Source organism: Bacillus cereus group sp. MYBK108-1, from assembly GCF_051917185.1.
Taxonomy (GTDB): Bacteria; Bacillota; Bacilli; order Bacillales; family Bacillaceae_G; genus Bacillus_A; species Bacillus_A cereus.
Window position 1 is genome coordinate 53,765 of record NZ_JBQAHZ010000027.1, and the last position, 16,396, is coordinate 70,160.

The following is a 16,396-nucleotide window of genomic DNA, read 5'->3' on the forward strand; positions in this document are numbered from 1 at the left end:
AATTCATCTATCTAGTTTCTAATCATTACAAGTTCATCCACATATTGAGTCTTTGTCTCCTTTACATATATCTCCAAATTTTATTTTAGCACTAAAGATTTAATATTTCAAAAAATAAAAGAACCACTCCTATTTATAAAGTATCGTGTACTATAAATCATAGTGAATAACTAATTTAAATTTAAGTGTATACATTTATCATTACCTATTCGTTGTATAAGTGTAGGGAGGAAAAGTGATGGGAAAAGAAAATATATTTACCTCCTATCTTATCAATCTAGGGGAGGAAGTGTTCAAACTACTACTAGCGAAAGGGGCTATAAAAGAAGATGCAGAAGACATCATCCAAAATACCTTCTATAAAGTATACACATTGCTAGATAATCTAACCGAGAGTAACATACGTCCATGGTTTTTCAGAGTCGCATTAAATGAATACATTGATTTAAAACGCAAAAAAGAACAGCAAAACATCTGCTTAACTGAAGAAATCTATTCAAAACTTCAATATACAGACCGAGAATTGGATACAGTTTTAAATAAATATGAGATTTTCTATTTATTAAAAGATATAAAATTAGAATATAAAGAAGCCTTCTTTTTAAAATATTATTACAATTTTACATACGAAGAAATCGCTCTAATACTAGATATTCAAGTAAACAGCGTCAAACAAAATTACATCGTGCACGTAAGACAATTCATTCTAAAGTAGGAGGAAAAAATTAATGGATACTTCTTTAAAAGATGCTTTAAAAAAGGCTAAAAGGAAACAGTTGCTTAAAATCATCATTACCTCTATTATCGTTGTCATGATGCTTATCCCTATCATTTATAAAGTTGGCAATTACTTCGCAGCGAAAAGCTCTACGAAACTTCACGAACATCTCTTTTTACATAACGCAATTGCAGAACCGAATGTACAAATTGATTCTCAAGTAACAAGTAATTCATCTATGTTTGGCGGCAATATTATATCAAACCGTTCCAAAAACATTAACGGTTATGTAGTCCCATGGAACACATTAACAAGTTCTTATGGTTGGTTCCTGACTCATATTGACTTCAATGAGTTAACACCTGGCTTTTATTGGTCAGATACAAATCTCTATGAGTATGATAAACAAACAAAGAATAAATTTGCGACATTTTATAATCCGGCTATTAAAGATTATCACGATGGTGTGCAAAATGAATTAGGTGAAGTTTCACAAATGAACAACTATGTTGCCGAAGTTGCCATCTCTTTCAATCAACCCTATACATTAAAAGAGGTTCAAACAAAAATACCAGATAACTTAAATATCGTATGGCTATATATGACCTCACCAATCAGAGATGAAAGTAAAGGACCTGCTGGTATGCCTGTTTACGGATTCAATCCAGACAAGTCTCCTAAAGAAGCGTACAAAGAGTTCATTGATTCACTTAATCAATACGATGACGATGGACATGACGAAGATATACAGAAGTTTTTAAAAGCAAACAAAAACAAACCATTTGATCAAGTGAAAATTTTAGGTGTTATGCTAACAGGAAAAACGGAAAACTTTAAAGCATTAGAAAACCAAGATTTTATTCGCGGTGCTTCTGTAGGGGTGACTGCGCAAGTTGTTCCTTATATAAAGCCAGAGAAATAATACGTAATGCCCAGATACACTAAAAAAACTACATGAATCTGTTTACTATGGGAGCTCTCTACTAAAATAGATAGCTCCCATACCACATTTATTCTTCACCTTCCAAAAATAAATTTCAAAATGCTTTATGTACAATTTTACAAATAAAAAATCATAAACTTGTTCACATTATATCCATTGTGAATTTATTCACAATGGATATATAATAAACTTGTAAATACAATATTGGAGGGATTTCAATGGTTATCAATTTTTTAAGAACTGATAAACGTGCTACTTTCATATTATTACTTTTACGGCTTTACATAGGGTATACATGGCTCGCTGCTGGGATAGGCAAAGTCTTCGGACAATCTTTTGACGCAAGTGGCTTTCTAAAGGGTGCTATTGCTCAAGCATCAGGTGACCACCCTGCAGTACAAAGTTGGTGGGCAGATTTTCTTCAACATTTTGTCCTTCCAAACGCAGACCTATTTAGCTTTTTAGTTCAATGGGGAGAAATTTTAGTAGGTCTAGGTTTAATTTTAGGCGGATTAACAAAAACAGCTGCATTTTTCGGAATCATAATGAATCTTTCATTTTTATTAAGTGGAACCGTTAGTGTAAACCCAAACCTGCTTATTTTGACTATGTTCATTTTAGTTGCAGGGCAGAACGCTGGACGTATTGGATTAGATGGCTATGTTTTCCCTAAACTTTTCCGTAAAAACAACCACGGAACATATAAATTAAGTAAAACTGCATAGTAACAGTTTACTTTTAAAATATAAATAAGAAAAAGAGCCTGAATATAGGCTCTTTTTCTTATTTCTCCTAATTTAAACTTTTAACGAGCCACGAAAACCTCTGGCAGCATAGTAAGAGTCTGCTCCATTATGGTACACGAAAACATGTCCAAAGCGATAATCGCAAAATAAAGCACCACCGAGTTCTCGAATATCTGAAGGTGTTTGTACCCAACTTGATGATTTCATGTCAAAATCGCCAAGTTGTTGCAATTCCCGATACTGTTCTTCCGTTAATAATTCAATGCCCATAGCATTGGCAACATCAATAACGTTATTTTCTGGTTTATGTTTTTTTCTTGATTCTAACGCTTCAAGATCATAACAAAGACTTCTGCGGCCTTTAGGACTCTCCTTTGAACAATCATAGAAAGTATATTCGTCCTTTTCTTCATCATAACCAACAACATCCGGTTCACCACCAGTTACTTCCATTTCGTTAAGTGACCACATTTTTTCATTATTAGTAGTCAGCTTCGCTTCAACTTTAGCCCATTCAAGACCTTCATGGCGGTTCATGTTTTTCTCAAAACGAGCTTGCAATACTTTCAATAACTCTTCACGTTTTTCTACTAGTAAGTCATTTTTATTTCCTGTCATATTAGTCCTCCCTGATTTATGTACTGATAGTAGTTTAAGTATATATTTTATAATAAATCATCTCAATATGAAGACCGTTTCAACCTTATGTCTTGTACAAACATCCCTTACAAAGTCCTAAAACCCTCCATACTCTCTCCAAGAATATAGTGTGAAAACCACATCAAGTTCTGCTTCATAATAGCCACATGAACTCCTGGTTGGTCAGAACTATATGCCATTCCTTTAAATATAATTAATTCTGTATCAACTTCCATATCCATTAATCCTTGATATAGATCATATGCATTTGTAATTGGAATTCTTGCATCCTTTTCCCCATGTTGAATTAAGGTAGGCGTACAAGCTGATTTAATATACGTCATAGGTGATGTCTTCGTATATATCTCTGGATCATTCCATGGAGTATTTCCTAAATACATTCTAATAAAGTAAGGTATATCTGTATTTACATAATGGGTACTCCAGTTAGTTATTCCACCCCCAACTGAAATAGCTTTAAACCGACTACTAAACGTAGAACAGAAAGCTGATACATATCCACCGTTGCTCCATCCCATAACTCCTACTCTATCCTTGTCTACCATCCCTTTTTCTACTAGTTCATCCACTCCAGATATAACATCATCGTAGTCAGCAATCCCCTGTTTTCTATAGTTAGCTTTTAAAAATTCATTACCATAACCTGAACTTCCTCTGTAATTTGGTTCTAAAACGATAAAGCCTTTTTCAACAAACTGTTCAATCGGATATTTCTCATTGAAGCAGTCTGAAAATATCGGAAAAGATGCCCAAGCCGGACCGCCGTGAATTACTACTAATAAAGGATATTTTTTATTAGTGTCCAACTCTACTGGCGTTGATAAAACACCTTCTATTTCAAGACCATCGCTACTTTTCCATGAGATGATTTCCCTGTTACTTCTAAGTTTCCCTTTGAAAAAGCTATTTTCATCCGTTATTTTTTTATCGTCTAAATAGATTTCAAAGGTTTCATTTGTTATAGCCTTATTGTAGGATATATGTTTGCCATCCTTTGTTATAGAAGCATCCATTATAAAGCCATCTACTTTTTCGCTTAATATTTCCACAGTGCCATCTTCGGCTAGCAAACCAATAAGATAATTCGTTTTATTCTGCCACCTAATTAAAACCCCTTTAGCTGTCCACTGTAAAGGCATAACCGTACTATCAAAATTTGTTACAGGTTGAATTACCTTTCCGGTATTTATATCATATATCTCTAACGTACTATCTTGTATATGGTTTCTATAGTAATCCTTCTCTCTTATGCTTGCTGTGTAACATATTTCACTGCCGTCAGGAGAAAAGCAAACACTCCCTCCCAACAACTTATCCACATTCAGCTTTTGTAGCTCTCCAGCTTTAATATGGAGTATGTATAGATCTCCATTTATATAATCTGCCATATTTGAGCTTGGTGTCGCCATAAATACAACCTTTTTACCATCATTTGAAATATCAAATTCATGGATATGAAAATCCTTACCATCCGTTAATTGATAAACAACTCTGTTCTCGTGTTCATCTGTATCACTTTGTATCACCTTCTCTATTTCAATGTAATATAAACAATTATTCTGGTGTTCCTTACCTATATGTTGAAAATCTCCATATAGGTCCTTACGTTTCTTTATCTCCTCACATTCTTTTGACTGCGTAACATAATAAAGACCCTTGCCAGTAGGACCCCATTTGAATGTACTGACTCCTTCTTTCTCATCGGTAATTTGAACCTCTCTATAACCATCTAGTGACTTAACAAATATCTGATTTTTCCCATCACCAACTGGACTAAGATATGCGATACACCTAGCATCTGGAGACCATAATGGGTGTGTACTATCTATATCACCATTTGATAATGGGTAACTCTGCTTCTTATCTTTTTCATATATCCATACATGATTCCTATATGTATTGTCTTTCCAATCAGCCGTCTTCTTAACAAATGCTACGTTTTTACCATCATCACTTATGTTTGTACTTGATACGGTTGGTAATGAAATAATCTCTTCTATACTTAAATATGTTTTTTCATTCACTTTCATCAATATACCCCCTTGAAATGTCCATAAATCTCTCGTCTCTTTTTATCGTAATAAAGGAAATTGTTCACGAATACTTAAAATGATAACGGAAAATTCAGATAAATAAAAGTGAAGTCGATAAAGTAAAACTTTAATTTATGGAGTTCTATCCACTTACCAATTCTAGATGTTCTTTTTCGACACAAAAACACCCCTTTTAAATACAAATTTGTAAATTTATTTTAAAGCTATAACTATATGTTGGTTTAGAATAAAATTTGATAAAAATGAAGTCACAAATCTTTATTTAACAACAAAAAAATTCATTTTGAAAAAACGATTGATCAAAATAGAATCACTCTTTTTAACTAAGTATGAGATTTTTATAAAAAAATTTTAATCAAAACTCACTTAGAATCTTTACTTGAAGGAATAAAGCTTCGCATCTTTTTTGTGAACATCGTTAAACTAAGATAAATTTTGACCGTACCTGTAATTAATTGTAAAATATTATACGTAGAAAGGTATTATAAAATAAATATAGAAGGGGTATGTTTTTTAGTTTTAAAGGGGCTAAAGCACATCTATTTTATGTTTTTAAAGGGAGAATTGAAAAATCATATGAAGAATTTCAAAAAGAGTACAGGTAAAATTTTACTAGCATCTGGATTAGTAGTTTCTATGTCAGCTTGTAGTGTAACAAATTTATTTGGAGAAAAAGAAAAAACAAATGCTGAATCTGGTAAACAAGAAAGTAAAGAAACTAAGACAGAAGGTAAATCATCTGAAACAAAGGAAAAATCAACTAACTCAAAAGAAGAAAGTAAAGATGTTAAGATGATTATGGTTTTGCCTGAGGATTACCCACAACTTATGGTAGACATTGAAGAAGACTTATTAAGACGTCTAGATTACTATGATGCTTCTGTGAGGGATAATAAAAAGGGAAGTAAGTCAAATGAAGAGGTACGAGATAGTATTAAAGACTTAGATAAAGTATTTAATAAAATAGAGCGTATAGATGCACCAGGAAAATACAAGGAAGATCATAAGGAAATTGTAAAAGCTGTTCAAAAGTTAAAAGAATCTTTCAAAGAAGTATCCAAGTTATTTGATTACTCTAAAACACTTAAAGATACGGATGATGCAATCATAGATAAAGCAAACAATAAATTAGATGAAGCAAAACGCATTTGGAAACCTGTATTTAATAAGTTAAAAGCGGAAGCTAAGGGTGGTTCAACAACTACTTCTACAACAAGTGGTACTAGTTCTTCTAACTCACCGAGTTTATCTAGTGGTAATACAGTTAAAACATACAGTACCCAAGATAAAACTGGTATATTCAAAGGAAAAATTGATACACCAGACGAGGATTCCGCTAAGTTTAAGAATGTACAGAACAACTATAAAGACGGTACAGAGCTTGTAGGTAATTGGGGTATTGATTACGGAGACGGAGTCAAAACTACGTTAGTCCTAAAAGCAGATAAGACATTTGAAACATATGCAAATGGTTCTTATCCAAATAAAGATAATTACTTAACAGGAACATACCAAGCAGACGTTTCTTCCCATCAGTTAACGCTAATGGTGGAAAAAGGAACTCAAAATGGTCAAGAAGTGAAATTGGAAAGACCTATTTATTCATCATATGAGGTTAAAAATTTAGATGGTAAAGCGTTACAGATTTTCCACATAGACGAACAAGTAACAATTTGTTATGTAAAACAATAAATAACTAAAAAAACTCTGTAAAATGATTTTTACAGAGTTTTTTCTTAGTTTTAATTTATTTCAAACGTATAACTATACTTATTAACCTACCAATCTCCTACTCAACAGTAACAGACTTAGCTAAGTTACGTGGCTTATCAACGTCACACTCGCGGTGAAGTGCTGCGTAGTATGAGATAAGTTGTAATGGAATAACTGCTACTAGCGGTGCTAGCGCTTCGTGTACAGCTGGTAATACGAAGCTGTCACCTTCCATTTCTAAGCCTTTCATTGAGATGATACATGGGTTAGCCCCGCGTGCTACTACTTCTTTCACGTTACCACGAATTCCAAGGTTTACGTGCTCTTGTGTAGCAAGTGCGATAACTGGTGTACCATTTTCAATTAAAGCGATTGTACCGTGTTTTAACTCTCCTCCAGCGAATCCTTCTGCTTGGATGTAAGAGATTTCTTTTAGTTTTAACGCACCTTCTAATCCTACGTAGAAGTCTACGCTACGGCCGATGAAGAAACAGTTACGCGTTGTTGCTAAAAATTGTTTTGCTAATGCGTCCATTTCTTCTTTTTGATCACAAAGTTCTATCATTGCATTTGCTACAAGTCCTAGTTCGTGTGTTAAATCGAAATCAAGAACTTCACCTTTTGCTTTAGCAATATCAGCCGCTAAAATTGAAAGTACTGCAAGCTGTGCTGTGTAAGCTTTCGTTGATGCAACTGCAATTTCTGGTCCAGCGTATAACGGAAGTGTATAATCAGCTTCACGAGAAAGCGTAGAACCAGGCACGTTTGTAATTGTTAATGCTTTATGGCCCATTTCATTTGTTTGCACAAGTACTGCACGGCTATCAGCTGTTTCACCACTTTGTGAAATGTAAATGAAGAATGGTCTTTCTGTTAATAATGGCATGTTGTAAGAGAATTCACTTGCCACGTGTACTTCAACTGGCATTTTTGCAAACTTCTCGATAAATTGTTTTCCAACAAGACCTGCATGATAACTCGTTCCACATGCAATGATGTAAATACGATCGCTATCTAAGATCGCATTGCGGATGTCTTGATTTAATTCAATTTCGCCATTTTCATCTTGATACTTTTGAATTATATTACGGATTACAAGTGGTTGCTCATCGATTTCTTTAAGCATGAAATGAGGATATGTTCCCTTTTCAATATCACTTGCGTCTAATTCCGCTGTAAACGGTGCACGTTCAATCGTTTCACCTTGTAAGTTTTTAATTGTAATACTTTCTTTCGTTACGATTACGATTTCTTTATCCATTAACTCAATAAATTGATCTGTAACTTGTAACATCGCCATAGCGTCGCTTGCCACAACATTAAAGTTGTCACCAACACCTACTAATAGCGGGCTTTTGTTTTTAGCAACATAAATCATGTTTGGATTTTCAGCATCAAGTAATCCGATTGCATAAGAGCCATGTAAAAGAGATAGCGTATTACGGAACGCTTCTTCTACACTTAATCCTGTGCTCACTTGTTGTTCCATAAGCTGTACGATAACCTCTGTATCTGTTTCACTTACGAACGTTACATCTTGTAAATATTCCTTTTTCACTAATTCATAGTTTTCAATTACACCGTTATGAACTAATGTAAAGCGTTTTGATGTACTTTGATGCGGATGCGCGTTTACTTTACTTGGAACACCGTGTGTAGCCCAGCGTGTGTGTCCGATACCCACGCTTGCTGCTACGTTCTCATCTACGATTTCACGAAGTTTTGCGATACGGCCTTTTTCTTTGTATACAACAACACCGTTCTCTGCTTGTACTGCAATACCTGCTGAATCATATCCACGATATTCTAGCTTTTCTAAACCTTTTAATAAAATTTCCTTTGCATCTTGCTCTCCAATAAATCCTACGATTCCACACATGTTTAGTCGCCGTTACAAATGCTTACACTGCTCTGCGAACATGTAACGACATAGTCCGATACCATTTTTATTTATACTAAAAAACGGATTACATATTGCTAGCCCTGTAAGCTTGTAACGGCTTTCACCTTCCTCTCGATTGGGTTTAAGTCCGTATATACTTATACAGCTAGTTTTCATCCGTTCCTCTTCTCTCATCACACTTTCACCTTTGTCCACTAAGTCACCTTAATGATTTAAGTAAAAGCTTGCGGTTGTGATGAACAACCGGGAGTCATCCGCCGAAATCTCGATAAACCCCACCTCGTCAACTACACTATTTGTAGTTCTGGCGCTTTTATAATTTACAATATTTCCTTTGAGAAAAAGAACAAGACCATCTTATAACAAACATGGATAAACCGTCAATGAAATTTTTTTCATCGTCTATAAAACATATGAAAAAGGAGCACTTTTTGTGCTCCTTTTTCATATAAATTCAGCTAATTATTCAGCGCCAACTTCAGCTTTCACAACTTCTACAATGCGATGTACATATGCATCACAAACTTCTTGTGTTGGTGCTTCTGCCATTACACGAATAAGTGGCTCTGTTCCAGATGGACGAACAAGAATACGGCCATCACCGTTCATTTCTTCCTCTACAACACGAATAATTTCTTTAATTTTTTCATTTTCTAATGCTAATTTTTTATCTGTTACACGAACGTTTACTAACAATTGTGGGAATTTCGTCATTTCTCCTGCAAGCTCAGATAATGGCTTTTTCGTCATTTTCATGATGTTTACAAGTTGAAGTGCACTTAACATTCCATCACCAGTTGTAATGTAATCAAGTAAGATAATATGGCCTGATTGTTCTCCACCTAGGTTGTAACCTCCACGCTTCATTTCTTCCATTACGTAGCGGTCACCAACTGCTGTTTTATCACTTGTAATATTATTTGCTTCAAGTGCCTTGTAGAAACCTAAGTTACTCATAACAGTTGAAACAACTGTATTATGTTTTAATTGACCAGTTTCTTTCATATATTTCGCACAAATGAACATAATTTGATCACCGTCAACGATGTTTCCTTTTTCGTCTACAGCAATTAAACGGTCGCCATCGCCATCAAAAGCAAGTCCGATATTCGCACCTTTTTCTTTTACCAATTCAGCTAAGCCTTCTGGATGTGTAGATCCTACACCCTCATTAATATTCATACCGTTTGGAGAAGTTCCCATTGTTGAAATATCAGCTTCTAGGTCTGCAAATAAGTATGGAGCTAGAGAAGAAGTTGCACCATGTGCACAATCTAAAGCGATATGTAGGCCAGAGAAATCTTCTTCAACAGTTTGTTTAATGTACTGTAAATATTTTTGTCCACCTTCAAAGTAATCGCTCACTTGTCCAAGATTAGTACCTGTCGGACGTGGTAGTTCATCAACTTCTTTGTCTAATAAAGCTTCAATCTCAGCTTCTTGCTCATCTGTTAATTTAAAGCCGTCTGAACCAAAGAATTTAATACCGTTATCTTGTACTGGATTATGAGATGCAGAAATCATAACACCCGCTTGTGCATCTAGTGCTTTTGTTAAATAAGCAACGCCCGGTGTAGAAATAACGCCAAGGCGCATTACTTCTGCTCCAGTTGATAATAGACCTGCTACTAAAGCTCCTTCTAACATATGACCAGATACACGTGTATCACGACCGATAATTACTTTTGGACGATCTGTATCTTTTGTTAATACATAACCACCAAAACGTCCAATTTTGAAAGCTAATTCAGGTGTTAACTCCTTATTTGCAACTCCGCGTACTCCATCTGTACCAAAATATTTACCCATTATGATTCGCTCCTTTTTCTTGCTCTTTTTGATTATCTACTGTTGGTTCTTGACTCGTTTCTTTATCTTTATCTTTATCTTTATCTTGATTTTGATTTTGGTTTTGATTCTTTTCCTGTTCTTTTTCTGAATCAGGTTCAGGATTTTTTGGTTTCTCATTTTGATTTTCTTGATCCGTATTTGAATCCGGTTGTTGACCGTTACCCTGTACTTCTTTATCTGGTTTTTCTTTCTTCACAATAGTAACTTTAGCACTTTTTTGTTTTGGCTCTATTGAAATATTACCAGGACCGCTCACTTGAATGGAAATATCTTTCGTCCCTGAGGATACATTTTGCAGATTAATTACCGCTGTTATTTGAGCAGCTGTTATTTTATCTACTATACTTGCTTCTCCTGAAATATCAACACTTATCTTTCCATCTTGCGGCGAAAGTATCTGAGCAGTAACATCTTTAGACAGTCCATTTTTCTGTATTGGGATACCATCAATCGTTTTTGTTTTCGTTTGTTTTGTTTTTTGCACTCCCACCGAAACCTTCACTTGATTCGGTTTTGCACTTGTTACACCCTTGGGTAATAAAACAGAGGCATCGAATGTTGTAGACTCTGTCAATTGACTAAGATCTACTTCGACCCCCTCTAGCGATTGTATATTATCCAAAATATCTTTTGGACCAGCTATCGTTACTTCTCTCGGTTCAACACTGATATTTGTAACCGCCAATCCTTCTGCTAAACTCCCCTTCTTCGTATACGTTACAGGAACAGTTTTTTCAGTATTATTGGCTGTAGTTTGCGTTGCCACATTCAACGTTACACTAATCTTAGATGGACTTGTTCTTACATTTAAACGTTTTCCTTCTTTATTGTATAATGTAACTTCGGGCGTTTTTGTAACAGTTTTATTAACACCTTTTAAATCAACATACGCTTTGGCAGAGGAAATGCTTTCAATTTCTTCTTTCGTCCCAACTACCTCAACAGTATCCGGTTTAAGGCTTGATTTTTCTAGAGTAGCCCCCGCTGGCATCTGATCCTCATTTGATAATTTCAGATCTACATGAACATATTTTCTCGCCTTTTCATGAAGAGTAACTTTAATTGTTGATGGCTGAACTGTTCCTTTCACATCATCTGGAAGCCCGTTCGTTTTTAAAGAAATCTCATAAGTTCCTTTTGGACTATCTCGCAAATCAACCGGTATGTCAAATTGTTTTTTTGCTTTTGCTGTAGCAACTGATGCTTTTGGGCCTTCTAATTTTACTTTAACGCCCTCTGCCGGAATACCACTTACAATATATTTTTCCTCATCATACTTAAGATTAATAGCATAATTAGTTAATGTTTCTTTCGTATCATTTGCAAAAGGTAATATACCTGATGTCGTATTTTTTTCAGTTAACGTCGCTGACATAAAAAGCATACACGCCAATAGTAATGAGATCCCTTTTAAAAACCAATGATTCTCCATTAACTTATCCATGACGCTTTCTCCTCCAATTCCATAAAGACGAAGAAGTCGTTTTTTCGTTTCCACTAAATTCAGCTAATAACATATCTTTCAGCTGTTCTGTCTTCAAATCACGATGCAACTTACCATTTTTCGTTAAAGAAATTTGACCAGTTTCTTCAGACACAACTACTGTAATACTATCAGTAACTTCACTAACTCCCATTGCAGCACGATGTCTAGTTCCTAATTCTTTAGAAATAAACGGACTTTCTGATAATGGAAGATAGCATGCTGCTGCTTTAATTGTACTTCCTTGCATAATTACCGCTCCGTCATGAAGAGGTGTATTTGGAATAAAAATATTAATAAGTAATTCCGATGATACGTTTGCATTGAGCGGAATACCCGTTTCCACATAATCACCCATACCGGTCTCTTTTGACAAAGTAATTAATGCACCAATTCTACGTTTCCCCATATATTCGGTTGCTTTTGCTATCGCTGTTGCAACCATTTCAGGTTCATCATCCTCATGCGTTCCAACACGCGAAAATAAACTCCCGCGCCCTAGCTGCTCAAGTGCTCTTCGCAATTCTGGCTGAAAGATAATAATAACGGCTAAAAATCCCCACGTTAATACTTGTTCAGTTAGCCAAGATAGCGTACGCAATTCGAGGAAAATACTGATCATCTTAACGACGATAATAACTGTAATCCCTTTTAAAAGTTGAACAGCTTTCGTCCCTCGGATTATAAGAATTAGCTTATATATAATAAACCATACAATGGCAATATCTAATGCCGTACTAAGATATTTCAAAATGGTCGTATCTTCAAAAGGCATGCTATCCCTTCCTCCTACTTACGAGCAATTCTATCCATATATTGAAATATTGTTTTATGCTCTATCTGTATGTATTTCCAACAACTAGTTAATTATACCATACATGAAACAAACGACAATTACAAACAACCCCCCTTTAGCTCAAATTGGTAAGATGTCAAACATTTTTATTGTACAGTATAATATAAATCATTATTATACGCTTATTTTCAAATAAAAAAAGCAACTTCTCAGTTGCTTTTCTTACATTTATTTTAGTTTTTCACCGAATAAAGAACCCATTAAAGCAACTGCTGTTGTTGCCGTTCTATTTCTCTCATCTAAAATCGTATTTACCTCAACAAATTCAGCAGATGTGATAATATCAGCTTCTGCTAACATTTCCATCGCCAAATGACTTTCACGATAAGATAGACCGCCAATTACAGGCGTTCCAACACCTGGTGCATCATGAGGATCAAGACCATCTAAATCTAATGATAAGTGTACACCATCGGTATGAGATAAATATGCGATTGTTTCTTCCATCACAGCCGTCATCCCCATACGATCAATTTCATGCATTGAGAACACTTTAATACCTTCATTGCGAATAAAATCTTTTTCTCCTTCATCCAATGCACGCGCACCGATAATTACGACATTCTCTTTTTTCACCTTTGGATATGCTCCGTATAAATCTACAAGTGAAGAATGTCCATAACCTAAACTTGCTGCAAGTGACATACCATGAATATTTCCAGATGGTGAAGTTTCCTCTGTATTTAAATCACCGTGTGCATCATACCAAATAACGCCTAAGTTTTTATAATGTTTTGCTACACCAGCTAATGTACCGATAGCAATACTATGGTCACCACCTAATACAAGTGGAAAACGACCTTCTTCTATAATATGATCCACCTTACTTGCTAATTCATTACATACAGTTGCAACTTGTGTAAGGTTTCTTAATTTTGTATTTTCATCTATCTCTTTTTCTCTCTCTATACATATATCTCCCATATCTTTAACGTCATATCCAATTTCTTCAATTCTTTCAATTACCCCTGCATAACGGATCGCGCTCGGTCCCATATCAACTCCACGACGCATCTGTCCTAAATCCATTGGAACTCCAATAACTGAGATTTCTTTTTTCATAGATAGTATCCCCCTTTTATGCCTTCACTAAATATTTTAAATCTTTTATATAGTCTGACTCAACTCGACATTTTTCTGTATGGATATACAATTTATTCACTTATATTCACGTTGAAAACCAAATTTTAAGACTATTCTATGTATAAAGTTAACTTAATGAAACAATCGCAATCACTATTATTAAATAATAATAATAAAACACTCCTATATTTAGAAGTGTTTTTCTGATGCTATTTTCCACACTGTTGCAATATTCTTCGTTGTCATTTCAATATTTTCTTCTGCTACTTTATATGCTTCTTCTAGTGTCATCGGTCTCGTTGTAATACTAAATACCGCATCTATTCCTTTCTCGTACACAGCTGAATAATCAGATGATACAGACCCTCCAATAGCAATTACAGGCACAGAAAAACGTTTTGCACGCCCCGCAACACCCACAGGAGCCTTTCCATATGCAGTTTGTTTATCTATTCTACCTTCACCAGTTATAATAAGATGTGCATCTTCTATATGTTTATCGAAATTTGTATAATCTAATACAATTTCAATGCCCCTACGCAAGTCTCCCTTTAACACTGAAATAACAGCCGCTCCCATTCCTCCCGCTGCCCCTGCACCAGGTATTTCAGATACATCAAAAGATACATATCGTTTAAGCATATTCGCATAATGTTGTAAATTCTCATCTAGCTCTTTCATCATCTCTATATTTGCACCCTTTTGTCTCCCAAATACGAAAGATGCTCCCTGCATTCCGACTAATGGATTATCCACATCACATGCCGCTTCTATCTTTACCCCCTTTAAGCGTGGGTCCATTCGTGAAAAATCAATAGTAACAATCGAGTGTAATGTGCCTCCAGATGGATCTATTACTTCACCCTTACCATTTATAAACCTTACTCCTAAAGCCGCTAACATACCTGCCCCGCCATCATTTGTAGCACTTCCTCCAAGTCCTAAAATTATGTACTCCACTCCTTGATCTAGCGCATGTAATATAAGTTCTCCTGTTCCTTTTGTCGTTGTAATAAGTGGGTTGCGCTTTTCAACTGGAACGTGCTGTAATCCTGATGCTGCTGCCATTTCAATAAACGCTGTCTTTTTATCTTTAGAAATGCCATAAAAAGCTTGTATACCTTCTCTAAGCGGTCCTGTCACACTAATTGATATAATTCTCCCCCCTGTAGCATCAACAAGTGATTCAACCGTCCCTTCTCCTCCATCTCCAATTGGTATTTTCACATACTCTGCATTAGGAAAAATTGCTCTAAAACCTCTTTCAATAGCTCCACATACTTCTATAGCTTTTAGGCTTTCTTTATATGAATCAGATGCAATAACAACTTTCACAATTATCTCCCCATCCCTTATTTTTACGTTTTCTTCATTTTAAACGACAAGTATAAAAGTTGTCTTTTTAAACACAAAAAAAGCTTACATCGTATGATGTAAGCTTTTTTATTTAGATGGAGCCTAGCGGGATCGAACCGCTGACCTCCTGCGTGCAAGGCAGGCGCTCTCCCAGCTGAGCTAAGGCCCCTTATTAATTAAGCGGAAGACGGGATTCGAACCCGCGACCCCAACCTTGGCAAGGTTGTATTCTACCACTGAACTACTTCCGCAAAAATGATGAGCCATGAAGGACTCGAACCTTCGACCCTCTGATTAAAAGTCAGATGCTCTACCAACTGAGCTAATGGCTCGTAAATGGCTGGGCTAGCTGGATTCGAACCAGCGCATGACGGAGTCAAAGTCCGTTGCCTTACCGCTTGGCTATAGCCCATTAATATTTACTAGTATGGTTATCTTTTCAAAAAAATAAACCCTCTCAGGTTATTTTAAAGAAAATGGTGGAGGGGGGCAGATTCGAACTGCCGAACCCGAAGGAGCGGATTTACAGTCCGCCGCGTTTAGCCACTTCGCTACCCCTCCGACATTTTAAATATATATGGTGGAGGATGACGGGATCGAACCGCCGACCCCCTGCTTGTAAGGCAGGTGCTCTCCCAGCTGAGCTAATCCTCCAAAAGTGGTGACCCGTACGGGATTCGAACCCGTGTTACCGCCGTGAAAGGGCGGTGTCTTAACCACTTGACCAACGGGCCAAAAAAGTTTTAAACCTATTCCCAAGCTTCCAACCGGGCTTGAACCGGTGACCTCTTCCTTACCATGGAAGTGCTCTACCAGCTGAGCTATGGAAGCATAATGGCTCCGCAGGTAGGACTCGAACCTACGACCGATCGGTTAACAGCCGATAGCTCTACCACTGAGCTACTGCGGAATAATATTAGCCTGGCAACGTCCTACTCTCACAGGGACAAGGTCCCAACTACCATCGGCGCTAGAGAGCTTAACTTCCGTGTTCGGTATGGGAACGGGTGTGACCTCTCTGCCATCATTA

The 16,396-nt window shown here is 36.0% G+C and carries 12 protein-coding genes, 9 tRNA genes, 1 rRNA gene and 1 pseudogene; 4 read left to right on the forward strand and 19 right to left on the reverse strand.

All coding sequences use genetic code 11. The features are described 5' to 3' along the window. The first annotated feature begins 238 nt into the window (after positions 1 to 238). The 3 genes and pseudogenes from ACTFSL_RS26015 (at position 239) to ACTFSL_RS26025 (ending at position 2,386) form a co-directional block, all read left to right on the forward strand. Positions 239 to 729 (forward strand): annotated as a pseudogene (locus ACTFSL_RS26015) (RNA polymerase sigma factor). After that, on the forward strand, positions 729 to 1,640 hold the full coding sequence (locus ACTFSL_RS26020) for a sigma factor regulator N-terminal domain-containing protein (protein ID WP_440042640.1): 912 nt from the start codon (positions 729 to 731) through the stop codon (positions 1,638 to 1,640). Before ACTFSL_RS26015 ends, ACTFSL_RS26020 begins: the two are co-directional and overlap by 1 nt. A gap of 239 nt (positions 1,641 to 1,879) precedes the next feature. Then, positions 1,880 to 2,386: a DoxX family membrane protein gene (locus ACTFSL_RS26025; RefSeq protein WP_000236367.1), complete on the forward strand. Its 507-nt coding sequence runs from the start codon at positions 1,880 to 1,882 to the stop codon at positions 2,384 to 2,386. A 72-nt stretch (positions 2,387 to 2,458) separates the two neighbouring features. On the opposite strand, the gene ACTFSL_RS26030 is transcribed toward ACTFSL_RS26025, so the two are convergent. Beyond that, positions 2,459 to 3,025, reverse strand: a complete 567-nt coding sequence (locus ACTFSL_RS26030) for a DUF4256 domain-containing protein (RefSeq protein WP_000147394.1) — start codon at positions 3,023 to 3,025, stop codon at positions 2,459 to 2,461. A 107-nt stretch (positions 3,026 to 3,132) separates the two neighbouring features. Then, complete coding sequence (locus ACTFSL_RS26035; protein WP_440042641.1) at positions 3,133 to 5,097, reverse strand: prolyl oligopeptidase family serine peptidase; 1,965 nt, start codon at positions 5,095 to 5,097, stop codon at positions 3,133 to 3,135. Between the two features lie 588 nt (positions 5,098 to 5,685). Between ACTFSL_RS26035 and ACTFSL_RS26040 the strand changes: the two genes are divergently transcribed. Then, entirely contained in the window at positions 5,686 to 6,813 is a 1,128-nt protein-coding gene (locus ACTFSL_RS26040; RefSeq protein WP_011109777.1) for a DUF3994 domain-containing protein, read from the forward strand. A gap of 97 nt (positions 6,814 to 6,910) precedes the next feature. On the opposite strand, the gene glmS is transcribed toward ACTFSL_RS26040, so the two are convergent. The 17 genes from glmS to rrf all read right to left on the reverse strand — a co-directional run. Beyond that, positions 6,911 to 8,713, reverse strand: coding sequence for a glutamine--fructose-6-phosphate transaminase (isomerizing) (gene glmS, locus ACTFSL_RS26045; protein WP_000334163.1), 1,803 nt, complete (start codon positions 8,711 to 8,713; stop codon positions 6,911 to 6,913). Between the two features lie 12 nt (positions 8,714 to 8,725). Beyond that, positions 8,726 to 8,911, reverse strand: a complete 186-nt coding sequence (locus tag ACTFSL_RS26050) for a hypothetical protein (protein WP_001206405.1) — start codon at positions 8,909 to 8,911, stop codon at positions 8,726 to 8,728. Between the two features lie 288 nt (positions 8,912 to 9,199). Then, a complete protein-coding gene (glmM, locus tag ACTFSL_RS26055) occupies positions 9,200 to 10,546 on the reverse strand; it encodes a phosphoglucosamine mutase (RefSeq protein WP_440042642.1) in 1,347 nt (448 codons plus the stop codon). Beyond that, entirely contained in the window at positions 10,539 to 12,032 is a 1,494-nt protein-coding gene (locus ACTFSL_RS26060) for a CdaR family protein (RefSeq protein ID WP_440042644.1), read from the reverse strand. Before ACTFSL_RS26060 ends, glmM begins: the two co-directional genes overlap by 8 nt. Further along, complete coding sequence (gene cdaA, locus ACTFSL_RS26065; protein WP_001115697.1) at positions 12,025 to 12,846, reverse strand: diadenylate cyclase CdaA; 822 nt, start codon at positions 12,844 to 12,846, stop codon at positions 12,025 to 12,027. The genes ACTFSL_RS26060 and cdaA overlap by 8 nt, the downstream gene beginning before the upstream one ends. Positions 12,847 to 13,095: 249 nt before the next feature. Continuing rightward, on the reverse strand, positions 13,096 to 13,989 hold the full coding sequence (rocF, locus tag ACTFSL_RS26070) for an arginase (RefSeq protein WP_000711563.1): 894 nt from the start codon (positions 13,987 to 13,989) through the stop codon (positions 13,096 to 13,098). A 210-nt stretch (positions 13,990 to 14,199) separates the two neighbouring features. Next, entirely contained in the window at positions 14,200 to 15,345 is a 1,146-nt protein-coding gene (locus ACTFSL_RS26075; RefSeq protein ID WP_000869587.1) for a glycerate kinase, read from the reverse strand. Positions 15,346 to 15,462: 117 nt separating this feature from the next. Further along, positions 15,463 to 15,535 (reverse strand) — tRNA-Ala (locus ACTFSL_RS26080). Positions 15,536 to 15,545: 10 nt separating this feature from the next. Continuing rightward, positions 15,546 to 15,617, reverse strand: a tRNA-Gly gene (locus ACTFSL_RS26085). A gap of 8 nt (positions 15,618 to 15,625) precedes the next feature. Further along, a tRNA-Lys gene (locus tag ACTFSL_RS26090) sits at positions 15,626 to 15,698 on the reverse strand. A gap of 5 nt (positions 15,699 to 15,703) precedes the next feature. Continuing rightward, positions 15,704 to 15,778, reverse strand: a tRNA-Gln gene (locus tag ACTFSL_RS26095). Between the two features lie 65 nt (positions 15,779 to 15,843). Next, positions 15,844 to 15,927 (reverse strand) — tRNA-Tyr (locus ACTFSL_RS26100). Positions 15,928 to 15,944: 17 nt separating this feature from the next. Beyond that, a tRNA-Val gene (locus ACTFSL_RS26105) sits at positions 15,945 to 16,020 on the reverse strand. Between the two features lie 5 nt (positions 16,021 to 16,025). Continuing rightward, positions 16,026 to 16,100: transfer RNA gene (locus ACTFSL_RS26110), tRNA-Glu, on the reverse strand. A gap of 24 nt (positions 16,101 to 16,124) precedes the next feature. After that, positions 16,125 to 16,197 (reverse strand) — tRNA-Thr (locus tag ACTFSL_RS26115). Positions 16,198 to 16,201: 4 nt separating this feature from the next. Continuing rightward, a tRNA-Asn gene (locus tag ACTFSL_RS26120) sits at positions 16,202 to 16,276 on the reverse strand. A gap of 9 nt (positions 16,277 to 16,285) precedes the next feature. Further along, positions 16,286 to 16,396, reverse strand: a 5S ribosomal RNA gene (gene rrf / locus ACTFSL_RS26125); the annotation flags it as partial.